Origin of the sequence: Butyricicoccus pullicaecorum DSM 23266, from assembly GCF_900167005.1 — a bacterium.
GTDB classification, from domain to species: Bacteria; Bacillota; Clostridia; order Oscillospirales; family Butyricicoccaceae; genus Butyricicoccus; species Butyricicoccus pullicaecorum.
Genome location: NZ_FUXW01000001.1, coordinates 532,109 through 554,906, shown reverse-complemented (window position 1 = coordinate 554,906; position 22,798 = coordinate 532,109). Strand labels below are relative to the sequence as shown.

Annotated in this window: 23 protein-coding genes; 13 read left to right on the top strand and 10 right to left on the bottom strand. The window is 55.9% G+C overall.

Annotated features, from left to right (window positions below; all coding sequences use genetic code 11):
• Positions 1-20: 20 nt before the first annotated feature.
• The 3 genes from B5D52_RS02820 to B5D52_RS02810 form a co-directional block, all read right to left on the bottom strand.
• A complete protein-coding gene (locus B5D52_RS02820; protein WP_078689103.1) occupies positions 21-809 on the bottom strand; it encodes a PepSY domain-containing protein in 789 nt (262 codons plus the stop codon).
• Between the two features lie 91 nt (positions 810-900).
• Positions 901-2,259, bottom strand: a complete 1,359-nt coding sequence (locus B5D52_RS02815; RefSeq protein ID WP_016147456.1) for a sensor histidine kinase — start codon at positions 2,257-2,259, stop codon at positions 901-903.
• On the bottom strand, positions 2,256-2,930 hold the full coding sequence (locus B5D52_RS02810) for a response regulator transcription factor (RefSeq protein ID WP_016147457.1): 675 nt from the start codon (positions 2,928-2,930) through the stop codon (positions 2,256-2,258). The genes B5D52_RS02815 and B5D52_RS02810 overlap by 4 nt, the downstream gene beginning before the upstream one ends.
• A gap of 150 nt (positions 2,931-3,080) precedes the next feature.
• On the opposite strand from B5D52_RS02810, the gene B5D52_RS02805 reads away from it, so the two are divergent.
• The gene (locus B5D52_RS02805; protein WP_016147458.1) at positions 3,081-3,908 is read left to right on the top strand and encodes a DNA-3-methyladenine glycosylase family protein; all 828 of its coding nucleotides are present in this window, start codon (positions 3,081-3,083) and stop codon (positions 3,906-3,908) included.
• A 114-nt stretch (positions 3,909-4,022) separates the two neighbouring features.
• Complete coding sequence (locus B5D52_RS02800) at positions 4,023-6,182, top strand: S-layer homology domain-containing protein (RefSeq protein WP_016147459.1); 2,160 nt, start codon at positions 4,023-4,025, stop codon at positions 6,180-6,182.
• A gap of 47 nt (positions 6,183-6,229) precedes the next feature.
• Here the strand turns inward: B5D52_RS02800 and cutA are convergent, their stop codons facing one another.
• Genes cutA through B5D52_RS02775 form a run of 5 tightly spaced genes read right to left on the bottom strand, consistent with a single transcriptional unit; the run spans position 6,230 to position 10,086 of the window.
• The gene (gene cutA / locus B5D52_RS02795; protein WP_016147460.1) at positions 6,230-6,559 is read right to left on the bottom strand and encodes a divalent cation tolerance protein CutA; all 330 of its coding nucleotides are present in this window, start codon (positions 6,557-6,559) and stop codon (positions 6,230-6,232) included.
• Between the two features lie 15 nt (positions 6,560-6,574).
• Positions 6,575-7,339 (bottom strand): ABC transporter ATP-binding protein, encoded by a 765-nt coding sequence (locus B5D52_RS02790; protein ID WP_016147461.1) that lies wholly within the window; start codon positions 7,337-7,339, stop codon positions 6,575-6,577.
• Positions 7,336-8,130 (bottom strand): ABC transporter permease, encoded by a 795-nt coding sequence (locus tag B5D52_RS02785; RefSeq protein ID WP_016147462.1) that lies wholly within the window; start codon positions 8,128-8,130, stop codon positions 7,336-7,338. Before B5D52_RS02785 ends, B5D52_RS02790 begins: the two co-directional genes overlap by 4 nt.
• Positions 8,127-9,083 carry an ABC transporter substrate-binding protein gene (locus tag B5D52_RS02780; protein WP_016147463.1) on the bottom strand — a complete coding sequence of 319 codons (957 nt, stop codon included), beginning with the start codon at positions 9,081-9,083 and terminating at the stop codon, positions 8,127-8,129. Before B5D52_RS02780 ends, B5D52_RS02785 begins: the two co-directional genes overlap by 4 nt.
• A gap of 10 nt (positions 9,084-9,093) precedes the next feature.
• A complete protein-coding gene (locus tag B5D52_RS02775; RefSeq protein WP_016147464.1) occupies positions 9,094-10,086 on the bottom strand; it encodes a radical SAM protein in 993 nt (330 codons plus the stop codon).
• 357 nt (positions 10,087-10,443) lie between these two features.
• On the opposite strand from B5D52_RS02775, the gene B5D52_RS02770 reads away from it, so the two are divergent.
• The 11 genes from B5D52_RS02770 (at position 10,444) to B5D52_RS02720 (ending at position 21,367) form a co-directional block, all read left to right on the top strand.
• Complete coding sequence (locus tag B5D52_RS02770; RefSeq protein ID WP_016147465.1) at positions 10,444-10,881, top strand: PadR family transcriptional regulator; 438 nt, start codon at positions 10,444-10,446, stop codon at positions 10,879-10,881.
• 39 nt (positions 10,882-10,920) lie between these two features.
• Entirely contained in the window at positions 10,921-12,306 is a 1,386-nt protein-coding gene (locus B5D52_RS02765) for a uroporphyrinogen decarboxylase family protein (RefSeq protein WP_016147466.1), read from the top strand.
• Between the two features lie 4 nt (positions 12,307-12,310).
• Positions 12,311-13,234, top strand: coding sequence for a CobW family GTP-binding protein (locus B5D52_RS02760; RefSeq protein WP_016147467.1), 924 nt, complete (start codon positions 12,311-12,313; stop codon positions 13,232-13,234).
• A 169-nt stretch (positions 13,235-13,403) separates the two neighbouring features.
• A complete protein-coding gene (locus B5D52_RS02755) occupies positions 13,404-14,474 on the top strand; it encodes a helix-turn-helix domain-containing protein (protein ID WP_016147468.1) in 1,071 nt (356 codons plus the stop codon).
• A 133-nt stretch (positions 14,475-14,607) separates the two neighbouring features.
• On the top strand, positions 14,608-15,168 hold the full coding sequence (locus tag B5D52_RS02750; RefSeq protein WP_016147469.1) for a flavin reductase family protein: 561 nt from the start codon (positions 14,608-14,610) through the stop codon (positions 15,166-15,168).
• 128 nt (positions 15,169-15,296) lie between these two features.
• Positions 15,297-15,983, top strand: a complete 687-nt coding sequence (gene sigK / locus B5D52_RS02745) for an RNA polymerase sporulation sigma factor SigK (protein WP_016147470.1) — start codon at positions 15,297-15,299, stop codon at positions 15,981-15,983.
• 69 nt (positions 15,984-16,052) lie between these two features.
• Positions 16,053-16,310: a zinc ribbon domain-containing protein gene (locus tag B5D52_RS02740; protein ID WP_051113171.1), complete on the top strand. Its 258-nt coding sequence runs from the start codon at positions 16,053-16,055 to the stop codon at positions 16,308-16,310.
• 6 nt (positions 16,311-16,316) lie between these two features.
• The gene (locus B5D52_RS02735; protein ID WP_016147472.1) at positions 16,317-16,985 is read left to right on the top strand and encodes a response regulator transcription factor; all 669 of its coding nucleotides are present in this window, start codon (positions 16,317-16,319) and stop codon (positions 16,983-16,985) included.
• The gene (locus tag B5D52_RS02730) at positions 16,982-17,881 is read left to right on the top strand and encodes a sensor histidine kinase (RefSeq protein WP_040332520.1); all 900 of its coding nucleotides are present in this window, start codon (positions 16,982-16,984) and stop codon (positions 17,879-17,881) included. Before B5D52_RS02735 ends, B5D52_RS02730 begins: the two co-directional genes overlap by 4 nt.
• 157 nt (positions 17,882-18,038) lie before the next feature.
• Positions 18,039-18,704 (top strand): ABC transporter ATP-binding protein, encoded by a 666-nt coding sequence (locus tag B5D52_RS02725; protein ID WP_016147474.1) that lies wholly within the window; start codon positions 18,039-18,041, stop codon positions 18,702-18,704.
• A 5-nt stretch (positions 18,705-18,709) separates the two neighbouring features.
• Positions 18,710-21,367, top strand: coding sequence for an ABC transporter permease (locus tag B5D52_RS02720; protein ID WP_016147475.1), 2,658 nt, complete (start codon positions 18,710-18,712; stop codon positions 21,365-21,367).
• 178 nt (positions 21,368-21,545) lie between these two features.
• Here B5D52_RS02720 and B5D52_RS02715 read toward each other — a convergent pair whose 3' ends face one another.
• Both B5D52_RS02715 and B5D52_RS02710 read right to left on the bottom strand, forming a co-directional pair.
• Positions 21,546-22,079, bottom strand: coding sequence for a hypothetical protein (locus B5D52_RS02715; protein WP_016147476.1), 534 nt, complete (start codon positions 22,077-22,079; stop codon positions 21,546-21,548).
• Positions 22,076-22,798: a permease prefix domain 1-containing protein gene (locus tag B5D52_RS02710; protein ID WP_016147477.1), complete on the bottom strand. Its 723-nt coding sequence runs from the start codon at positions 22,796-22,798 to the stop codon at positions 22,076-22,078. Before B5D52_RS02710 ends, B5D52_RS02715 begins: the two co-directional genes overlap by 4 nt.

Genomic DNA, 22,798 nt, shown 5'->3' with positions numbered 1-22,798 from the left:
GTTCTTACCGTGGTTTATGTTCAGTCATATACAGATTCAGCGTCCCATTCACGGATCGCACCGCTGTATGCGTCGACTTCGAACTCGTACTTCATCTCATCATAGATGATCGTACCTTCATATTGCTGCCGTCCGTCGTCGGTCTCGAGGCGCATCTTGAGGTCACTCTCAGATGCACCCGGCACCTTGGCGAGTACGGTCTGCTTGACCGTGTCCTCGCTGACGACCGTACCACTGGTCTGCGGTGCATAGTTCTCGGCATCGGCATCCATCGCAAGGATAGCACCGGTCTGGGCGTTGATCTCGTAATCGTACTCGGTATAGGTGTCCTTGGCGTAGAACTCTACCTCGTACTTGGTCACGCCGTCATCCTGCTCGCGCTCGACCTTGACAAAGGTCACCTGATCGGCTGTTAGCCCGGCATCGTCCAGTGCGGTCTGCTTGGCTGTCGCCTCGTCGATCTCGCCGCTCGCATCGGTCGTGGTCTGACCGCTCTGCGTCTTGGCCGTGCCCTTCTTTTCACTCTCGTATGCGATGACCGTTCCGGTCACAGCATCGATATCGTACTCATACCGCACGCCGTCCGCATCGGTAAATTCGATTTCATAGTAGGTCTTACCATCGTCTTTTTCCAGCTGGGTCTTGGTGAATGTCGCATTGTCCTGTGCCACACCGCTCGCGGTGAGCGCTGCTGTCTTGGCTTCATCCTCACCAATCAAATCGGTCTGTACACTCTGGCCCTTTGCGCTGCATCCAGCCAGTCCCAACGTCAGCAGCAATGCCGCCGCTAAAATCTTCTTTCGCATCATACGCACTCCTCTCTGTGAGGTCTTGGTCTCTGTTGTTTGACCTTAGTATACCGAATGCGTATTAAAAGAACATTAAAAATCCAAAGAATTTTTAAATATTTTTCGGGGCCACCGGAAAGCGCACGGTAAAGCGGGTTCCCAAGCCCTGTGTGCTGCTCACCGTGACCGTTCCCCCGTGCATAGCGGTGATCTGCGCCACCATCGGCAGTCCCAAACCGGTACCCTGACCGCCCGAGCGCGAACTCTCGCAGCGGTAGAACCGTTTCCAGATCTTTTCCTGCTGGTCTTCCGGGATGCCTTCGCCGTTATCAAGGACGGACAGAACGGCCTCGTCCTGTTCTTGCCGCACCTCGACCGTGATCTGTTCCCCGCCATACCGACAGGCGTTTTCCAGCAAGTTTTGCAGCACGCGGGTCATCAGCGTCACGTCAAACCACGCCATCACATGCGGCTGCAAACGCGTGCGGATGTCACGGTCGGGATAGACCGTGCACTGTTCCTCGCATACCACCTCAGCCAGCTCGCTCAGATCTGCCTGTTCGGCGCTGAGCTTTGCCGTGCCCTGCTCCATGCGGGTCATCTGCAACAGCTGTCCGATCAGACCGGAAATACGGTCGGCCTGCCGGTGAATAACCGTCACCGCCTCGGCGTACTCCTCGGTCGTTTGAGCGTGCTGCTCAGCCTCCCGGCACTGTGCCAGAATAACCGCCGTTGGCGTGCGCAATTCGTGCGAGGCATCGGACGTAAACTGACTCTCAGCCTCAAAGGCTCGTTCCAGTCGCTCAAACATCTGGTCAAAGGCCGCGGCAAGCTGGCTGATCTCGTCCTTTCCGGGCGGCAGACCGATTCGTCGGGACAGGTCGCGTCCCTCACTGATCTCCCCAGCCGCTGCGACAATACGGTCGATCGGTCGGAAGGCACGGCGTACGATGCAGTACGCACCCACGCCGCTGACCAGCACAACGAGCGGCAAAAGCAGGAGTGACAGGTCGAGCAGACGGTGCATGGCATCGTCAAGTTCGGGCTGCTGCACCACGCCGCGCACCCAAACGCCGTCGTCCCAGCCAAACGGCAGCCAGAAATCCAGCGTCAGATACACGTCGTCGGCCTCCTCGTCGGACACCGGACGAATCAGACCGTTTTCAAAGGAGACCGTCGCCGGGTAGGACAGCGGGGTCTGACCGGCGAGCAGCGCGCCCGACTCGTTATAGACCAGCAAATACATACCGCTGCGCGTAAACTGGACACTGTCGGCAAATTGCAGCGTACCGTTTTCCATCGTGATGCCGGTCAGATTGCCGCGCACAAAGCTTTCCAGCTGTTCCTGTGCACTCTGCACCGCCACCCGGCTGCTCACACCGAACAGAAAGGCCATCACGATACACACCAGCGTCATCATCAGCGCCGTAATCCACAGCGTCAGTTTTTTTCGTACCGATAACCGTTTCATGCTTCCTCCCGCAGCACCCATCCCGCACCGCGTATGGTGTGCAGCAATTTTTTGTCAAAATCATGGTCGATCTTGCGGCGCAGATAGGTCATATACACGTCTACCACATTGGAGCCACCCGCATAATCGTAGTTCCAAATATGATTTTCCAACTGTTCGCGGGAAACTACGGTCTCCTTGTGGTGCATAAGGTACTCTAAAATCGCGTACTCCTTGGCCGACAGCTTGATTACCTTGCCGCCGCGGGTCACCGTGTGCGCAGCCGTATCCAGCGTCAGGTCGGCGAGCGTCAGCACGCTGCTCTTTTCCCCACCGTACTTGCGCGTCGCCGCGCGGATGCGGGCAAGCAGCTCGTCAAAGTCAAAGGGTTTGACCAGATAGTCGTCGGCGCCCATGTCCAGACCGCTGATGCGATCCTGAATGCTGTCGCGTGCGGTCAGGAAAATGACCGGCGTGCGGTCACCCGACGCCCGCATCTCGCGCAAGACCGCATGACCATCCCGGCGCGGCATCATCACATCGAGCAGCACACAGTCGTAGGTCGCACAGCGCAGGCAGTCCATGGCCTGTTCTCCATCCAGACAGGCATCCACGCTGTATCCCGCACGGGTCAGCGTCTGCACGATCAATCGGCACAGATCCTGTTCATCTTCGGCAATCAAAATACGCATCTTTGTCCACTCCTTTAATACTTGTTTCCGGTCTCATCATAACACGTTCCCACAGGTCAGGCAATAGATACCCGGTTGCACGCGGCAGCCGGGTTTGCTATACTGAAGTCGACCAAAAATCCAATCTTTCGACTTTCAGGAGGACACCTCATGCATTTTACCCTGACCGATGACTTCGACGCAGTCAAGATCGCCGCAAGCGGCCAGTGTTTTCGCTGGTATCCGCTCTCTGACGGCCGCTGCCGTATTTTCGCCCGCGACCGTACGGTCGTGCTCAAACAGACCGCACCCGATACGCTGGAACTCGACTGCACCCCTGAGGAATTTCAGTCATTCTGGCACGATTACTTTGATTTTTCCACCGACTACACCGCAATTCGTGCGTCGATCGACCCGAACGACCACTATCTCAGCCAATCGGCAGCGTGCGGACAGGGTATCCGCATTCTGCGGCAGGACCCGTTCGAAATGCTCATCACCTTCCTGCTCTCGCAGCGCAAGTCCATCCCGGCCATTCAGAAATCGGTCGAGGCACTGTCCCGTGCGGCGGGTACGCCGATCGGCGAGGCTGATGGTCAGACGCTCTACGCCTTCCCCACACCCGCACAGCTGGCCGCACTCGATGACGATACCCTTGCCGCCTGCGGTCTGGGCTACCGTCTGCCCTACCTTCGACAGGCTGCACAGACCGCCGCACACAATCCTGGTCTTTTTGACGAGCTGGCCGCGCTGGACGATGCCGCGCTGCGCGAAAAACTGCTCTCCCTGCACGGTGTCGGCCCCAAAATCGCCCAATGCGTCATGCTGTTCGGCTTTCACCGCATGGACTCCTTCCCGCTCGACGTGTGGATGAACCGCGTCATGGACACCCACTATCCGAACGGTTTCCCCTTCGACCGCTATGCACCGTTTAACGGTGTGATTCAGCAGTACCTGTTCTATTTTGTCCGCGCCGAGCGCACAGGTACGGCAAACTAAAAAAATCTTTTGTCTACAATCCCCTTTGCACCCGGAACTTTTTGGTATAAAATAAGTCTAACGAAATAGAGAACCTATGCACCTTGAAGGAATGAGAAAAAGGAGGCGTTTTGTATGAAACGGACATTATGCCTGCTGCTCAGCGCCGCGCTGCTGACCACACCGGTCGCAGCCGCTTCCGAGAGCAGCACTGCCGACCAGCGCTTATCCCAAGTCACCCAGACGGTGAAAGACATCCTCAAACTGGACAACTCTTACACATCCTTCCACGGCGAGTTGCAGGAAGATCCTCTGCGCGCAATATGGGAGCTTGACTGGACAGCTGCCGACCAGTCCACGCTCACCGTGGCCGCCGGTGAGGACGGCACCATCTACCGCTATCAGTACAATCCGAGCGATGAGACCTCGTCCTCCAGCGGCCAGCTGCCCAGTTTTCCGACGATCTCCCGCGAGGATGCGCAGAAAACCGCACAGACCTTTATCGATCAGGTGCTCGGAGAACACGAGAGCGCCGAACTGAGCGAATCCGACCGGACCCCCTCGCTCACGTCGTCCGATCACACGTTTTCGACCAAACTTGATCTGTACGGTCTGCCCACGCCTATCAGTGTATCTGCGACCGTAGATTCGGATACCGGTGAGCTGCTCCGCTTCTCGCGCGCCGACCGCTACACCAGCTATGTCGGTACCCCGGTCGATCCGGCATCTCTCGGTCTGAGTGCTGACCCCTCTGTCAACAAACAGGCCTACGACAAGGCCACGGCATTGCTCGGAGAGCAGCAAACACTGCGCCTTGAATACGTACTGAATGATGACCGCAAAACTGCTTCTCTGCGCTATGTTCCCGACACGACTGACAACTTCTATGTTGATGCGCAGACCGGTAAGCTCGTCAACCTGACCGAGCAGGCCCGCGAACTCTATGATAAGATGGGCGCCGCGGGCAGCGCAGATACGGCAGTCGAATCCACCAACGGCAGTCTGTCCGAGGCCGAACAGGCTGGCATCGCCCAGATGGAAGGCGTTCTGTCCAAAGAAGCGTTGGACAGCAAGGTACGCACCTGGAAAGAACTCGGACTGACAAGCTATACCCTGTCTTCGTGCAGCTATTCCATTGACACCGAGGACGGCACGGTATATGGCCATCTGCGCTACACGCAGAAGGCAGAAAACAATCTGAACCATCGCTATATCACGGTAAACGCTAAGACCGGAGAAATCGAGGACGTATTTAGTTCGTACTGGACGGATGAGGCATTCAAAGGAACGGTCTCGCTGTCCACGGCGCAGAAAACAGCCGAATCCTTCCTCAGCCGCCTGTGGCCTGACCAGTATAAGACCTGTGCACTCTATAAGTCCACCGCGGCAAGCACCGAGGGCGACTCTACCGAGCACGACTTTGTATTCTGTCAGAAGGTCAACAGATACTTCTTCCCAGCAAACAGCATTGCGGTATCGATCGATGCACGCGACGGCTCGATCACCTATCTGTCCCGCAATTTTGACGAACTGCCCACCTTTGACAGCGCGGACGGCTTGATTTCGTCCGAGGCTGCGCACACGTTCTGGATGGACACCTTTGAGACCAAACTCGGCTATCTATCCGTTCCCGAAGAGGCCGGACAGAGTGCAGACGGCGCAAAGCTTGCCGAGATGGGATACCCTTACGTCGAACGTCTGACCCTTGGATTCTACCTCGAACAGCCCACCATGATGTACGGCATCGATGCCAAGACCGGACAGCCGCTGGCACTCACCAGCAATGACGATACACTGACGTACAGCGATCTCTCGACCACCTGGGCCGCACAGGCTGCGCAGGCGCTCGCATCCTACCGCATCGGCTGGCTGGGCGGTACTCTCCAGCCCACAAAATCGCTGACGCAGCTCGACTTGATGGCGCTCCTGGCCAGCGTAGACGGTTTCCTCATCGATCTGTCCGAGGAGGACGCAGCCAATCAAATTTATGATTACGCCATTGGCAGCGGTCTGCTGGCACGCGGTGACCGGGATGATGACAAGCTGATCACCCGCGCCGAGCTGGTCAAGACCATCCTCGATCACGGCGGCTACGGCAACGCCGCACAGATTCCGGGTATTTTCCGCTGCACGTTCACCGATGCAAATGAGATTCCCGACGCGTACTACGGCTACGCGGCCATTGCGCAGGGACTGCACATGGTATCCGGTGACGAAGCCGGACGGTTCGCGGCAAACCAGACCGCAACCCGCGAAGAAGCCATCGGTATGCTCTATCAGTTCATGGCAAGTTAACCACATAGAAAAGGACGTTTCCACACGGAAACGTCCTTTTTTCTTGCTTATAAGCCGACCTGGTATAAGGGAATCGCATTGATGACCGGTTCTTCATAGGGATGCACGGCTTTGATGGCGGCAATGGTCTGCGCGACGCGCTCGGTCTTGCAAGTCACCTCGACCTTGAGCTCGGGTGCGGTGCAAATCTCCCCTACCGTTCCGAGATAAGGGTTTGTCCCGTTCAGCGGCCGCCAACAGCCGGTTACCGGGTGATAGGACAGGCAGCAATCATACGCGCCGATGTGTCCGGCATCCACTTCCGCGAGTGCCTGCTGCAATACTCCCAAATGGCTCTCAGGAATAAAGATTTCCAGTTTACAATATGCAAATTCCATGGTTTTTCTCCTTGCTTATCGATCGAACAGGGTGTCCCCAATCTGTGCGCACAGCGTTTCGTATGCATCGGTGTGCAGAAATGCTTCCCGGTTCTCCATCGAACCCGGCACCGGAAAGACCGCCTTGACCGTTCCCGGCCGTGGTGTCAGAACGACCACACGATGCGCGACCGCGACCGCCTCACGGATATCGTGGGTCACAAACAGGATGGTCTGTCCAAGTTCACGCCACAAACTGCGGACAAGCTGCTGCATCTGCTGGCGCAGCTGGGCATCGAGCGCGGCAAAGGGTTCGTCCATAAACAGCACGCGCGGACGCATCACGAGTGCACGTGCCAGCGCGACGCGCTGCTGCATACCGCCCGACAGCTCATGCGGATACTGCTTTTCAAAGCCGGAAAGTCCCACTCGTGCCAGCATATCCATCGCCTGTGCACGTCTGTCCTGACGCGGGATACCCTGTCGTTTGAGTCCGTACGCCACGTTTTGCAGCACGGTCAGCCATTCAAACAGTGCAGGCGACTGAAAGACCAGACAGCGGTCGGGACTGGGCTTTCCCACGACCGACACGCCATCCAGCGTGATCTCTCCCTGTGTCGGACGATCAAATCCGGCAATCAGGCTGAGCAAGGTACTCTTTCCGCAGCCCGACGCACCAATCACCGACACGATCTGCCCCGCCGGAACTTCCAGCGACAGGTGATTCAGTGCATCTACGGTCTGCCCGTTTTCAGTATGAAACCGATGACACAGATTGTCAATCACAAGTCCCTGATTCATGCGTTTCTTCCTCCTTTGCGCACGGTCGGACTGATGCAGCGGCACAGCGCACACAGCAGCCAGTCGGTCAGTTTGCCCGCAATCGCAATTACGATCATCGCGGCCAGCACGATATCGACCTGCCCGAGCATACGCCCGTCGGTCATGACCGCGCCCAGCCCCTCGGTCACACCGGTGACCTCACCGAGCACCAGATACGCCCACGCGACACCCAAGCCAAGCCGCAGACCGACAGCAATTTGGGAAAATGCAGCCGGGAAAATCACGGTGGCAAAGAGGGTCAAACCGCGAGCACCCAGCATACGGCCTGCACGCACGGTCAAATCGGGTACACCAGCCGCGCCCTGCATGGTATTGAGATAAATGGGAAAGAAGGCCGCCAGCGTGATGAGAAACCGGGTATTTCCCTCACCGACACCGAACCAGACGATCGCAATGGGCAGCCATCCGATGCCGGGAACACTGCGAATGAGTCCAAGAAAAGGGTCAAACAACCGGCGCAGCAGCCGAACCCGTCCGGTGGCAAAGCCGAGCGGCAGTCCAAGCACGACCGCCAGTGCAAACCCGGTCAGGACACGGTACAGGCTGTGCCACAGGTGCAAAAACATCGTCCCGGCATACGGGGTCAGTCCGTACCAACCGGTTGCAAAGTCCACCAGCACCCGCGCAAGCGTCTGCGGACTGGGCAGCTGATAGGGTGCGACGATGCCGAACCGGGTCACAGCCCACCAGACCGCAATCACCAAAATCGGCACAATCCAGCCCACCGGGTCGAATTTTCTGGTCTTCATGCGGCATGCTCCAGGAAAGACAAATCGAACATGTCCTGAATGTCGGGCACGGTGTCGATCAGACCGAGCGCCTGCATCTGCTCGGCCAATCGCTCGGTGTGTTCGATGTAAGCCTCATCAATCTGCCAGCACAGCTCAATATTGTCCGCCGAGGCGGTCAGCAACTCCCGGTCGGTTCCCATCGATGCGGCCAAATCCAACCAGTCATCTGGGTGATCGATCATGTTTTGGGTCGCCTGCACATGAGCATCGACCAGCTTCTGCACCAACTCGGGACGCTGCTCGATGGTGTCCTCGGTGACGATCATGGCCGCGTTGATCGTACCGATGCTGTCGTCAAAATACGGATATTCCAAAATTCTGCCGTACCCGTCCTGCACCGCCTGTGTCGGATAGGGTTCTCCGCTCAGGAATGCGTCGATCTGTCCCCCGGCCAGCGCCTGACCCATATCGAAAAAGTCAACTCGAACGAGTTTAACATCGGTATCCGGGTCAAGACCGGCACGCTCGAGTACATTGAGCAGCAGAACGTGATGCATCGTACCCGGCACATAGGCGATGGTCTTTCCCTTGAGATCAGCTGCGGTCTGAATGTCCGAATCGGCCGCCACGACAAGCGCCGAACATTTATTGCACAGACTGGCCACAATCTTGATCGGTTCCCCGGCTGCTGCCGCCTGAATGGCGGTCGGAATGGTCGTGCCGGTCATATCCAGACTGCCAGCCAGCAGTGCGGTCTTTTGATCTCCCGGATTGGTGAACGGTTTGACCTCAATGGCCATATCCGCATAATCCTGATAAAAGTATGGCGTCAGCGTCTGGGCAGTCTTCCAGGTTCCGACCGTCGCGTGCATGGTCTCCTGTTTGCCTTCTTGCGATGCACAACCGGTCAACGCTGTAGCCAGCAAAAGGACGCAGGACAGTCGTGCGACCCACTTGTAAAACGATCTCATATTGATTCCCTCATGCAGTCTGATGGACGGTGTAGCCCGCCTGCGCAAACAGCTCCTTGGCACGCGCTGCATCAAACTGGTTCCACTTACCACCCGAACAGCAGCAGGTATCACGCGGCACCGAACCGGTCTCGATGACCGTCACATTTGCGCCGAACTCCATCGCCAGGCGGGTACCCGGATGAATGCAGATATCCGGGACACAGCTGCCGCAGGCCAGACGGGTGACTGCGATGATCTGCGCCATGCGCGCGTCACTCACCTGCGGATGCACGCCGAGCGGCGTACCTGCCACCGGAATGCGCGCCATACTGCCCGAAACGATAGCGCCATACTGCGCGGTCAGCAGAATCAGGTCGGCAATCTCTTCGTTTGTATGCTCAATACCGACCGGCTCGACCAGAAAGACCAGCTTGAGCGGCGAATCCTTGACCGCCTGCAAGGTGGACAGACGCACCTTGGGATCAAATCGGGTGTCCTTGCCCTCACCGAGGCGCAGCGAGTGATAGATAAAATCCACACCACATGCGGCCAGCCAGTTGGCCTTTGCAAGGTCAAATTCTCCGATGTTGAGGCCGATTTCATAGTCTCCCGGTACTTCTGTACGGATGGTTCGGATCATGTCACCCAGCGCATCCTGCGAATAAAACTCGGTCGTGCGCAGCACAATCCAACGCACCCCAGCCTCGGCATACTCGCGCACCTGCGCCACGGTTTCCCGCGCGTCATAGCTTCGCGTCTCGCGCACGATGCCCCACTTTTCACCCAGTGAGCAAAAATCACAGTTCATTGAGCAGGGCGCGAAATCCACCCCGATGGCACCCCACAGGTAAGCCCGATCTCCGGTCAATGTGTGTGCAACCCGGCGTGCCGCTGCGCCCAGTGCACTCCATTCTGCGCTCTCCGGCGCAATCGATAACAGCTGTACAATCTGGTCATGTGTCAGCAGTGTTCCGCTCTGGGCGTTCTGCTCTGCGTATGCAATCAGCTCCAAGTTTGTCATATCCAGTCCCTCCTGCTTTGTCTGCAAATCGCTATCTCGTGTCAGTCTAATATTGGACTTACTCTAGTTTCATCAGCATAGCAGATTTGATTTTTCCTGACTTGCAGTATCTTATTTTTTTTAGAAATATCTTGCCGTCTTGTGCAATGGACAGGCAAGAAAATCGCATTGCGCGTCCTTCTTTTCGATGATTTTCGTATCATCTGCACAAATTCTAATTATTTATTTGTCTGTCATTCACAAATTTGTGCATAATCCTTCAGAAAAAGAAGATTGTACCAACCAGAGCAATATCCTACAATCCCGCGCCCATTCGATTTGTTATACTAGAGCCAACACAAAGGAGGGTCACCCGGTATGAGCATCAAAAATGCCAAATGTGCCTGTCAGGGCGGAACGCTCATGCGCTTCGTCCAGCCCATCATCCTGTCCGCGCTCGCACAGTCGCCCGACCACGGCTATGATCTGCTGCGCAAGCTCGGCCAGACTGCACTGTGGCGCGATGCAAAACCGGATGCAACCGGCGTTTACCGTGTTCTGCGCGAGATGGAAGCGCGGGGACTGATCTCGTCCACGCTCGACAGTGCCGCCCGCGGCGCGATGGGCAAGCGTGTGTTTGCCATCACCGACGCTGGCCGCGCCTGCATGGACAGTTGGATCGACACGCTGACCGACTACCGTCAGGGAATCGATGAGGTCATCGGTTTGCTGACGTCAGCCTGTCCCAATCACACGCCCGCACCGTCTGCCTGCTGCTGTGCACAGCAAACACCGGATTCCGACCAATCTCTTTGAAAAAACACGTAATTTTACATTCTTAGGAGGATGTTCCACATGAAAGATCTGCTGCTCCGCACCCTGCGCCACGAGTCCACCGAACGTGCCCCCTGGGTTCCCTTCGCAGGCGTTCACGCCGGTCACCTGAAGGGCTACACCGCAACCGAAATGCTGACCGACGCTGACAAGGCGTTCGAGTCCCTGATGGAAGTTAACCGTCTGTATAAGCCCGATGGCCAGCCGGTCATCTTTGACTTACAGATCGAGGCTGAGTGCCTGGGCTGCGGCCTGACCTGGGCCGATGACTGCCCGCCGTCTGTCAGCTCCCATCCGCTCGACGGCAGCGACGAAGAGCCGCCCGTAACGCCCTGCGACTGCAAGATCCCGACCAAGGAGAGCGGACGCATCCCCTATGTACTCGATGTTATGCATCGCATGAAGGAAGCAGTCGGCGACACCACCGCACTGTATGGCCTGATCTGCGGTCCCTTCACCCTGGCTTCCCACCTGCGCGGCAACAACCTGTTCACCGATATGTTCGACTTTGAAGAAGAAGTCGAGAGCCTGTTCGCATTCTGCAATCGCGTGTGCATGAAGATGGCCGACTACTACATCGAGGCTGGCATGGATGTCATCGCACTGGTAGACCCGCTGATCTCCCAGATTTCCACCGCACACTTTGAGCAGTACATGACCGAGCCCTACACCGAGCTGTTCGAGCACATCCGTGCACAGGGCGCACTGTCCTCGTTCTTCGTCTGCGGCGATGCAACCCGAAACATCGAGGTTATGTGCCAGACCAATCCGGACTCTATTTCCGTCGACGAAAACGTGAACCTTCTGGCTGCCAAGGAGATCACCGACCGCTATAACGTTGCCATTGGCGGCAACATCCCGCTGACCTCCATCATGCTGCTCGGCAACCAGCAGGACAACATGAAGTTTGCCGTCGATCTGCTCGACTCCATCCCGGACAAGCGCAACTTCATCCTGGCTCCCGGCTGCGACATGCCCTACAACGTACCGGTTGAAAACTGCATCGGCGTTGCACAGGCTGCCATCGAGACCGACGTAGTACGCGAGATGGTCAAGAACTATCAGGCAGAGGAAATCGACACCTCGAACGTTGTCATTCCCGACTATGCTTCTCTCACCAAGCCGCTCGTCGAGGTCTTCACCCTCGATTCGGCACAGTGCGCAGCTTGCGGCTACATGATGGGTGCTGCAAACCAGGCAAAGGAAACCTTCGGCGACAAGATCGATATGGTCGAATATAAGTTTATTTACAAGGAAAATGTCGCTCGCTGCGTCAAGATGGGTGTACCCAACCTGCCGTCCATGTACATCAACGGTGAGCTCAAATACCGCTCGATCATCCCCACCAAGGCAGAGCTGGAAGCTGCCATCAATGAGGCGATCGCTGTCTGCGACAGCAGAAAGTAAGCCTATGAGCAAACTGTATCTGATTACCGGGTTTTTGGGTGCGGGAAAAACCACCTTTCTCAAACGATTCCTTGACCTGTTCGCCGGTCAGAAGATTCAGCTGATTATCAACGAGTTCGGTCAGGAGGGTGTCGACGGCACCCTCCTTTCCAGCCTTGGCGCATACTTGCAGGAAATCTCAGGTGGTTCGGTCTTCTGCTCCTGCCGTCTGGATCAGTTCGAGTCGGTTCTGCGTGGTTCTGTCGATCTGCATCCCGATGTGATTCTGGTCGAAGCCTCCGGTCTGTCCGATCCCACCGGCGTGCGCCGTCTGTTCTCTCAGACCGACCGTTTCCCGCACATCGATTATCAGGGTGCGGTCTGCCTGGTCGACGCGGTGCGTTTTCCCAAGCTGTATGCCACCGCGCGCACCTGTGTCAAGCAGCTGGCCTCGAGTGATGTTGTGGTCATCAACAAGATCGACAAGGCTTCCGACGAACAGCTTGACCAGACCCGCGCTCTCGTTCGCGGCCAACGGCCTGAAATTCCCATCATTGAGACATCTTTCGGTCAGGTTGATGGTTCTCTGCTTGATCTCCTGTCCGCACAGCACACGCCTGCTCCCGGTGAATCTATGCCCTTGACCGCCGATTTGACCGTGCGCAAACTGCATGTTAAAATTTCCCCGGAAATTTCTCGCTATGACCTACAAAAGTTCATCGAGATGTTTATCGAGGATACTTTCCGCGTCAAGGGATTTCTCCAGACGGCCGATGCCGGTCTGCTGCTTGCCGACTGCGTGGGCAACGTTGTCAGCCTGTCCCCGGCTCCGTCTGATGTGCCAGAAGACAAAATCGGCTGGCTGACCATCCTGTCTGGTGCCGGAATGCCCGTCCACAAAGCTGTTAAGCAGGCTTGTCAGTGGTATCAGCGTTATATCTTGGAATAAACAAAAGACCGGCAGATTTCTGCCGGTCTTTCTTTCTATCTTGAACACTGGTTGAGAAAACTCGCTTCGCACTTAACCTTGCCTCGCTTGCCTTGTCCGGTCGCTTGCCGTACAATAAAGATACGCAAAGCGCAATGCGAAATCAAGACAGAAAGCGAGGCACCATGCCATGCAACTGGAATCCTTAAAATTGGGCGCAAAAATCGCCGCTTTGCGCAAAGCACGCGGTATGACACAAGAACAGCTGGCCGACCAGCTCGGCATATCCGCACCGGCAGTTAGCAAATGGGAGACCGATTCCTCGTACCCAGACATCACGCTGCTCTGTCCGCTTGCCCGGGCGCTTGGCACCAATGTAGACACGCTGCTGCAATTTGAGTCCACCCTGTCCGACGACGACGCGACCGCACGTATCAACGAGATCGTACAGTGCGCACTGGCGCAGGGTGTCCAAGCCGCCGAGGAGCGCTTGCAAGCTCTGCTGCACCGCTATCCCAACTGCACCGCACTTCAGTTTCACGCTGCCACGGCCTACGATGCGTTCGCCATGTTCTTCCCGGCCGCGGGCGAGCAGGCGCACTGGCGGGAACGCAAGCGTCATCTGCTCGAACAGGTGCGTGCCTCTGGGGACGCGACCTATTGGTCACTTGCAACCTTGCAGCTGGCCAGCCTTTCCATCGTCTCTGGTGCACTCGAAGAGGCCGAGCACCTGCTCTCTCAGCTGCCCGCACACACCGGAGACCCTACACTCGTTCGCGTTCATCTTCACTTGAAACAGGAACAGCGCGAACAAGCGCTGAACGTGCTGCAAAATCAACTCTACAAATCCATCTGTCAGGTTCAGCAGTATCTTTTAATGCTTGCCTCTCCGCAGCTTATGCTGTCACCGGAAAAGGGTATTAAAGCCATCACAGCATACAAAACGATTGCCGCGCAGTTCGGTCTGCTGGATCTGAGCGACGGTCCACTCTCGAGCATCTACCAGCAGCAGGGCAAATTGGAACAGGCCACAGACTGTCTCGTTCGTCTGGTCGATACAGTCATCGGTCCGGCAATTTATCCCGACGCTGATCTCTTTTGCCCCGGTCTGTCCTTTGAAGTTCACCCCGAACAGCACGCCACCACCCGTGAACTGCGCCAGATGCTCTATCAGGGACTAACCGAGTCAGACGAATACCGCGCACTAACCGACATTCCCGCGCTTCAAAAGGCACTCAATCGACTCAAAGCCAGCCTATGATCAATCTAGGCTGTCACTATTGATTTCTGCCTGACAAGCGCGTATCATAAAATTAAACTTCCCTCATCGTTTTCTGCGATGTCCGTTGGTTTTTGATTGACTATTCTCGTTTCAGACAGGAGGAATCAATATCATGCGCAAAAATTTTGGTGCAAAGCCCTGGACTTATCCCCAGCCCGTCCTGATTCTCGCATCCTATGCAGAGGACGGTACCCCGGATGCCATGAATGCAGCTTGGGGCGGCATCAGTGAGGCCAACGAACTTTCAATCTGCATCAGCGAAGGCCACAAGACCACCAAAAACATTCTGACCCGCAAGGCGTTTACGGTTAGCATGGCGGATGCCGCGCACGTGGTCGCGTGCGACTATGTCGGTATTGTTTCGGCGAACGACACGCCGGATAAGCTGGAAAAAGCCGGATTCCACACCACTCGCTCCACCTTCGTCGATGCTCCGATCATCGAGGAACTGCCCATGACGCTGGAATGCCGTCTCATCAGCTACGATCCCGAAACCTGTCGGCTGGTAGGTGAGATCGTAAACGTCAGCGCGGACGAGCGCATTTTGGACGCAGACGGCAGCATCGATCCCGACCTGCTGGAGCCTATCACCTTTGATCCCATCCACAACACCTATCGCAAACTGGGTGCCAAGGTTGGAAACGCTTTCCAAGACGGCAAGCAGCTCAAATAAATCGCCTGTTTTAAGACCTGATATCTTCGAATATCAGGTCTTTTTTGACCGTACTTCTCGCTTGTTTCGGTCATGGGACGACCTCACGCATTCATACAGTAGCTCTATCACAGAAAGGAGCGTTTTTTATGCTGTTTTGGATGCACGCACTGTTTTTCATGCTCCGTGTTCAGGGTGCAGGCGGTTCGTTTCCGCCGCCGCTGCGCACCAATGAGGAACAGGACTGTCTGACCCGCATGGCACAGGGTGACACCGCGGCACGCGATCAACTGATCGAGCATAACCTTCGACTGGTCGCGCACATCGTCAAAAAATATTACGCAGACCCGTCTGAGCAGGATGATCTGATCTCGATTGGCACGATTGGACTGATCAAAGCGGTCAGCACCTATCAGCCGGACAAAGGGGTACGGCTGGCGACCTACGCGGCGCGCTGCATTGAAAATGAAATTCTCATGCATTTCCGTGCAGGACGCAAGAGTCAAAACGATGTCTCGCTGGATGAATCACCCGACAGTGATGGAGACAGCAATTCGCTTGCTCTGCTCGGAACGATCAGCGTGGAAGACGAGCGTTTACATTTGGTCGAGATGAGTGACCGTTACCAAACCATGTATGATTGTCTGTCCCGCAATCTGTCTCCCCGGGAAAAGCATATCTTGACCTTGCGCTATGGTCTGAATGGTCACGACCCACTGCCCCAGCGCGAAGTCGCTGCCGCGCTGGGTATCTCACGCTCCTATGTATCGCGCATTGAGAAAAAAGCGCTGCAAAAGCTGCGCACGGCGATGGAAGCGCAGGAAGGCCCGGCTTGACGAATACAGGTGCGGGCGGTATGATGGAAAGGAAAATACAAAGATTGTGAGATGATCCCAATGCAGCCCATGAAATTCTGTCAAAGCTGCCGCCTTCCGCTCGTGCCGCAGGTGCAAGGCACCGAAGCCGACGGTTCTAAAAGCGAGAGCTACTGCATGTATTGTTATCAGAACGGTGCATTCACCGAAGAGCTGACCATGGAAGATATGATCACACGGCGTGCACCCGTATTTGCAAATTCCAATCCCGATATGACCATTCAAGAGGCGTTTGATCTGCTGCACGAGCTGCTCCCCAAGCTTGAGCGCTGGAAAACGATTGGGTGACCGGCTATGCCTCAGATTTTACTGCTCGAAGATGACGCTGCCCTGTCGAGCGGCATTGCACTGGCGCTCAAAGCGGCTGGTCGAGTCGTTCCCTGTGTCGATCTGGCCGCAGCGCGGCAGGCGCTGTCTGCCCAGCACTTCGATCTTCTGCTGCTCGACGTCAATCTGCCCGACGGCTCAGGTCTGGACTTATGCCGCGAAGTGCGCCGCACCTCATCGGTGCCCATCCTCTTTTTGACCGCACGCGATGCCGAGTACGACGAGGTCGCCGGTCTGGAAGCCGGTGCAGACGATTACATCGTCAAGCCCTTCAGTCTGGCCGTGCTGCGCGCACGTGTCGGCGCCGCCCTGCGGCGTTCCGCTCAGCCCACCGAGGTCATCCAGACCGGTGATCTAACGCTGGACTTTTCCCGTCAGCTCTTTCAGCGCGGTAATGAGCCGCTGACGCTCAGCCGCACCGAACAGCGGCTACTGCGGCTACTGACCCAGAACGCCGGTCGGACGCTCTCCCGCGAAATTCTGCTCGAACAGGTGTGGGATGGCGGGGAATTTGTGGATGAAAACACGCTATCGGTCACCATTCGCCGTTTGCGGCAGAAAATCGAAACCGATCCCAAAAAGCCGGTCTATCTGCGCACGGTTTACGGCATTGGTTACGTCTGGGGAGAGGCATGATGGCACAAATTCTATTATTGCTCGCTGCCGCCGTGCTGCTGTGCGTTTCTGTCGTACTGTTTTTTCGCGCCCGAAACACCCACGACCGGCTGGACAACATGATCGACTGTGCCATTCGCGGTGAATTTCAGCCCACGCGATACGACGAGAGTCAAATCTCACGCACCGAGCAAAAACTTGCGCAATATTTGTCCGCAAGTGTGCTGTCGCGCACGTCACTGGACGAAGATCGTGCGCGCATTCAATCGCTCATCGGCGATATTTCCCACCAGACGCGCACGCCGATTGCAAATATTTTGCTCTATACCTCGCTGCTGGACGAGGAGCCTTTGACCGAGGAGCAGCACGCACTCGTCAAACAAGCCTGTCAGCAGGCTGAAAAACTGCGGTTTCTGATCGATTCTCTGGTCAAGACCTCGCATTTGGAAACCGGTCTGGTGCAGGTGCATCCGGTCACAAGCCCGCTCGCACCCATGCTGGAATCGCTCTATCAGACCTATCTGCCGGCCGCACAAGACAAAAACATCGAGCTGACCGTCGCACCGACCACCGTTTCGGCACACTTTGACCCCAAATGGACGACCGAATCTGTGGGCAACCTGATCGACAACGCCATTAAGTACACACCCGAAGGCGGTACGGTTCAGATTACCGTGCAGGACGCGCCCATGTACTGTGCCGTATGTGTAGCGGACAGCGGCCCGGGTATCGCGGAAACCGAGCATGCTAAAATTTTCGCCCGGTTCTACCGCGCGCCTTCTGCCGCGCAGATTCCCGGTGTGGGCATCGGTCTGTACTTGACCCGTCAGATTTTACGCGCCCAGAACGGCTATATCAAAGTCAGCTCTGCGCCCGGAAAAGGTGCGGTCTTCTCAGCCTTTTTGCCAAAAAACTGAGCTCCAAGTCCTCTCCCGGATGCGGAGCTTTCTTTGCGTCTGCGCAATTGTGACAAAAGTGTTAGATTTTTCTATCGATTTGTAAGGCTCTGGTAAGATTGTTTTGATATGATAGAGCCAGAACAAAACAGCACAACGCTTCAAGGAGGCTTTTTCCATGACAATCTTACAGACCGAACATCTGAAAAAATATTACGGCACAGGTGACACCCAAGTCCGTGCGCTGGACGGCGTGGATTTCTCGGTGGAGAACGGTGAATTTGTGTCCATCGTCGGTACATCAGGTTCGGGCAAGTCCACCCTGCTGCACATGCTCGGCGGTCTGGATCGTCCGACCTCCGGCAAGGTCTTTGTGGACGGTCAGGACATTTTCTCGCTCAAGGATGACGCGCTCACCATCTTCCGCCGCCGCAAGATCGGATTTGTCTTCCAGAGCTACAATCTGGTTCCCGTCCTAAACGTGTACGAAAACATCGTCCTTCCCATCGAGCTCGACGGCAACCCGATCGACAAACCCTATGTCGAGGAAATCCTGTCAGTACTTGGTCTGGACACCATGCAGCACCGCCTGCCCAATCAGTTGTCCGGCGGTCAGCAGCAGCGCGTCGCGATTGCCCGCGCGCTGGCCACTAAACCCGCCATCATTCTGGCAGACGAGCCGACCGGCAATCTGGACTCGCGCACCTCGCAGGATGTGCTGTCGCTGATGAAGGTAACCGGTGCAAAATTCGGTCAGACCATCGTGATGATTACCCACAACGAGGAGATTGCGCAGCTGTCCGACCGCATCATCCGCATTGAAGACGGCAAGATTCGGAGGTGAGCACCATGCGTCATGTTGCAAACCGCGCTTGTATTCGGCGCTTGTCCTTCCGCGCGTTTCGTGCCAACGGTACGCGCAATCTGATTGCCATTCTGGCAATCTTACTCACCACCGTGCTCTTTACCTCGCTGTTCACCATTGCAATGTCCATCAACAACTCGTTTGAACAGTCCAACTTCCGTCAGATCGGCGGATTCAGCCACGGCGGCTTTAAGTATCTGACCGAAGAACAATACAACGAGCTCAAAGAAGACCCACTTATCAAAGAATATGGTCTGCGCCGCTTTCTGGGCATGCCCTTTGATGCGCCCTTCAACAAAAGTCATGTAGAAATCGGCTATTCCGATGCCAACCAAGCGCACTGGATGTACTGTAACCCGGTCGAGGGTCAGCTGCCTGCCGAGGGAACCGACGAGGCCGCGACCGACACCCGTACACTTGCGCTGCTCGGAGTAGAACCCAAGCTGGGCACCCCCTTCACGGTCACCTTTGATGTAGACGGCAAACAGACTACCCAGACGTTTACCCTGTGCGGCTGGTGGGAATACGACGAGGCCATCGTCGCAAATCACATTCTGATTCCCGAAAGCCGCGTGGATGCCGTTCTGGATGAACTGCATATCACACCGCCCGGTAAGGACGGCATGACCGGCAGCTACAATCTCGATGTGATGTTTGACAACGCCGTGAACATCTCGGAAAAGATGGACACTGTGCTTGCAAATCACGGTTATCAGGATCGGTCACGCATCGAGGAGGGATATATCTCGACCGGCGTCAACTGGGGCTACACTGCGACCTCGCTCTTTTCCGATATGGATACAGGAACCATCCTCTCGATTCTCGCCGTCCTGCTCCTGATTCTCTTTACCGGATACCTCATTATATATAATGTATTCCAAATCTCGGTCACGAATGATATCCGATTCTACGGTCTGCTCAAGACCATCGGCACCACCAGCCGACAGATTCGGCGTATCGTGCGCCAGCAGGCTCTCCTACTCTCAATCTTTGGCATTCCGCTCGGTTTGATTGTGGGCTATGGCGTGGGGGCGCTGCTCACCCCGGTCGTCATCAGCCGACTGGATGGTATCCCGCACATTGCAACCTCTCCCAGCCCGGTGATTTTCATACTGTCTGCCCTCTTCGCTCTGCTGACCGTACTCCTGTCCTGCCGTAAGCCCGGACGCATCGCCGGTCGTGTCTCTCCCATTGAGGCCGTGCGCTACACCGAGGGCAGCAGTAAGCGAACCCGGGAACGCCGGACACGCGGTGCGAAAATCGCACAAATGGCATGGGCAAACCTGGGACGCAACCGCAAAAAGACCGTGCTCACGGTCACCTCGCTCGCGCTGGCTGTTGTCCTGCTCACTCTAACCGTGATCTTTACCAGTGGCTTTGACATGGACAAATACATCTCGCGCAATATGATCAGTGATTTTGTCGTAGCAGAAGCCAGTTACTTTCAGACCGGCGGCGGATTCTCGGCAGATACTGCGCTGCCGCAGTCGGTGGTCGACACCGTAAACGCACAAGGCGGCATCGCCGACGGCGGTGTAGTCTATGGCCGCACGACATCGGTACAGGAATTTGTATCCGAGGACTGGTTCCGCACTTCAAAGTCCCATTATGCCGATCAGGAAGAACTGAATGCCATGCTTTCCGTACGTGAAAGGAGTGAAGGCGGCACAATCTTAGACGATGCCCAGATTTACGGCATGGATGATTACACCCGCGATCACCTGAACGTTCTGGAAGGTGACCTGTCTACCCTCGATCAGCCCGGAACGCGCAATATTGCAGCGGTCTACTCCACGGACGACTATGACAATCCGGTCATGGACTCGCATTGGGCAAAAATCGGAGATACCGTCACCCTGCGCTATGTCGAAGAGTTCGAATTCTACGACCCATCTACCGGCGAGGTCTTAGACCCCGAGAATATCCCGGACGATCAGCCCTACCGCACCCGCGCAATCAAATATCGCGATATTGATTACACGGTCACCGCACTGGTTGACGTGCCCTACCCGCTTTCCTACCGCTACTATGGTTCGGATGAATTCATCCTCAACGACCAGACCTTTATCCAGGATTCGGGTACATCCAGCATTATGCTGTACGCCTTTGACATGCAGGACGAGGCAGCGGTACAGAACATGGAAACTTTCCTTGCAGATGCCACGCAAAATGAGCTGTCAAGCTACGACTTTGAGAGCAAGGCCACCTATGCCGCCGAGTTTGAGGACTTCCGCAATATGTTCCTGATGCTGGGCGGTGTGCTGAGCTTCATTGTGGGACTTGTCGGCGTGCTCAACTTCTTTAATGCCGTCTTGACCGGTATCATCACCCGCAAACGAGAGTTTGCCGTGCTGCAATCCATCGGTATGACCGGTCATCAACTCAAAACCATGCTCATGATCGAAGGTTCCCTGTATACCCTGTCCGCAATCCTCGTGACTTTCGCTCTGAACCTTATCTTCAGTCCCCTGCTTGAACGCGGTATGAGTCAGGTCTTTTGGTTCTTCTCCTATCACTTCACCGTCACGCCAATTCTTATCATGTTCCCCATCTTTTTGCTGCTCGGCGTGCTCATCCCGCTCGTCACCTATCACGCGACAAATAAACAAAGTATCGTCGATCGCATCCGCGAAAACGATTAACCACCGCACCCCGAATTGGAGCTTTCGCCAGCCTTTCTCGAAAGGCTGCGGGTTCTCAGGGCAGAGCCCTGAGCCGCCGTCCGCAGACGGCGGAATTCCCCCTTGATTCCCGGTGTCCGCCCCGGGAATCAATCAAATATTCCAACCAAAAGACCGCTCCTCCCGGAGCGGTCTTTCTTTATCCAATCACTTCTTTTTCATATACCAAATTGCCCGCAGTGTCATACGCTCGAACATTTCCTTGCGCATTCTCCAAACCACTCGATATGACGGTCAAAATAATATCCTGCGTCCAGTCATCGGCTGCAATTACCGTGCCATCCTTGCAGACCCACTCAATCCGGGCAATGTCTGGGTCATCGCGCTTACAAATCACATAGGAAATTTCATTATTCCCCCACATCGTTGTATCAATCGGTGCGCCATCCTGCGGTACAAAGTTCATACTTCCACCGCCGCCCGCATGCCAGAACGGTCCGACGCGCTTGGTTTTATGGAACACATACTCGCCATCCACGGCCTGCAGTACGTAAACATACCCATCCTCATACGCATCCCGGCGAATGATTTCACAAGTACCATAACCCAGCTCCTCCACAGAAGCCAGGACACAGGCATCCGACGTCAAATACAGTGCCGCTCGCCAGAATACAGCAGCCAGAATCACCAACACAATAGCAAAATTGCGAACGGTCTTTGCTCTGCGTGTCATGCGGCTCCCTCCTCTCGCGCGGGCAGCTCAATCTGTACGGTCGATTTCTCGGCATCCTTCCATTCCGGCCAGCCAATCGTCAGCGTGTGCGCATTCCCATCTACGCCTTCCCGAACAACCCAGCCGACTGTGATGATTCCGCTGTAGCACGCACCGCTTCCATTGTAATGCATGTCATCGTCTACCAGAATTTCCGGTGAACTGACACCCCAAGCTGCACGTCCAATACTGTATGAATGATATCTGATGCACACATCTCCATTTTCCAGTCGCGCCACCCAGTCGATCGTCACACGCTTGGGGCCCAATTCGAGCGTCTCGCCCACGTCAACCCAAGTGTCAACCGGCGCTTCAAATTCCACGTTGTCTTTGCTGTAATCGACCATGGAATAGACCGACATACCAGCTGAGACGACGGTTCCAATCACCATCGGCGCACCAAGCAGCACACAAACCAAGATGCACAGCACCTTACTGACAAACCACGTCCAATTTCCAACCGTGTTATGTGCCCGGTCGAGTGCACGGCCGATCTCTCCCGGATCGCCCATGTTTTCCACCGCCTGTGCATAAGCATCCCGCTCGTTCAGTCCCTCAAATTCCTGCAAATCGGCTGCGCTGTCGTCCAGATGATCCATCAGCTCGCGCCCGATTTGCTCGCGATCGGGGAAGAAATGTACTTGCCGGGTCACGGCTGTAATAAACTCTTGTGCCGTCAT

Excerpts from the sequence above, each read along its gene's own strand:
- B5D52_RS02820 (WP_078689103.1), bottom strand. The coding sequence starts at position 809 with ATGATGCGAAAGAAGATTTTAGCGGCGGCATTGCTGCTGACGTTGGGA.
- cutA (WP_016147460.1), bottom strand. The coding sequence starts at position 6,559 with ATGGAATTTGCATATTGTAAACTGGAAATCTTTATTCCTGAGAGCCAT.
- B5D52_RS02805 (WP_016147458.1), top strand. The coding sequence starts at position 3,081 with ATGCATTTTACCCTGACCGATGACTTCGACGCAGTCAAGATCGCCGCA.
- B5D52_RS02755 (WP_016147468.1), top strand. The coding sequence starts at position 13,404 with ATGCAACTGGAATCCTTAAAATTGGGCGCAAAAATCGCCGCTTTGCGC.
- B5D52_RS02775 (WP_016147464.1), bottom strand. The coding sequence starts at position 10,086 with ATGACAAACTTGGAGCTGATTGCATACGCAGAGCAGAACGCCCAGAGC.
- B5D52_RS02785 (WP_016147462.1), bottom strand. The coding sequence starts at position 8,130 with ATGAAGACCAGAAAATTCGACCCGGTGGGCTGGATTGTGCCGATTTTG.
- B5D52_RS02730 (WP_040332520.1), top strand. The coding sequence starts at position 16,982 with ATGATGGCACAAATTCTATTATTGCTCGCTGCCGCCGTGCTGCTGTGC.
- B5D52_RS02810 (WP_016147457.1), bottom strand. The coding sequence starts at position 2,930 with ATGCGTATTTTGATTGCCGAAGATGAACAGGATCTGTGCCGATTGATC.
- B5D52_RS02720 (WP_016147475.1), top strand. The coding sequence starts at position 18,710 with ATGCGTCATGTTGCAAACCGCGCTTGTATTCGGCGCTTGTCCTTCCGC.
- B5D52_RS02780 (WP_016147463.1), bottom strand. The coding sequence starts at position 9,083 with ATGAGATCGTTTTACAAGTGGGTCGCACGACTGTCCTGCGTCCTTTTG.
- B5D52_RS02725 (WP_016147474.1), top strand. The coding sequence starts at position 18,039 with ATGACAATCTTACAGACCGAACATCTGAAAAAATATTACGGCACAGGT.
- B5D52_RS02715 (WP_016147476.1), bottom strand. The coding sequence starts at position 22,079 with ATGACACGCAGAGCAAAGACCGTTCGCAATTTTGCTATTGTGTTGGTG.
- B5D52_RS02760 (WP_016147467.1), top strand. The coding sequence starts at position 12,311 with ATGAGCAAACTGTATCTGATTACCGGGTTTTTGGGTGCGGGAAAAACC.
- B5D52_RS02770 (WP_016147465.1), top strand. The coding sequence starts at position 10,444 with ATGAGCATCAAAAATGCCAAATGTGCCTGTCAGGGCGGAACGCTCATG.
- B5D52_RS02710 (WP_016147477.1), bottom strand. The coding sequence starts at position 22,798 with ATGACGGCACAAGAGTTTATTACAGCCGTGACCCGGCAAGTACATTTC.
- B5D52_RS02735 (WP_016147472.1), top strand. The coding sequence starts at position 16,317 with ATGCCTCAGATTTTACTGCTCGAAGATGACGCTGCCCTGTCGAGCGGC.
- B5D52_RS02740 (WP_051113171.1), top strand. The coding sequence starts at position 16,053 with ATGAAATTCTGTCAAAGCTGCCGCCTTCCGCTCGTGCCGCAGGTGCAA.
- B5D52_RS02750 (WP_016147469.1), top strand. The coding sequence starts at position 14,608 with ATGCGCAAAAATTTTGGTGCAAAGCCCTGGACTTATCCCCAGCCCGTC.
- sigK (WP_016147470.1), top strand. The coding sequence starts at position 15,297 with ATGCTGTTTTGGATGCACGCACTGTTTTTCATGCTCCGTGTTCAGGGT.
- B5D52_RS02765 (WP_016147466.1), top strand. The coding sequence starts at position 10,921 with ATGAAAGATCTGCTGCTCCGCACCCTGCGCCACGAGTCCACCGAACGT.
- B5D52_RS02815 (WP_016147456.1), bottom strand. The coding sequence starts at position 2,259 with ATGAAACGGTTATCGGTACGAAAAAAACTGACGCTGTGGATTACGGCG.
- B5D52_RS02800 (WP_016147459.1), top strand. The coding sequence starts at position 4,023 with ATGAAACGGACATTATGCCTGCTGCTCAGCGCCGCGCTGCTGACCACA.
- B5D52_RS02790 (WP_016147461.1), bottom strand. The coding sequence starts at position 7,339 with ATGAATCAGGGACTTGTGATTGACAATCTGTGTCATCGGTTTCATACT.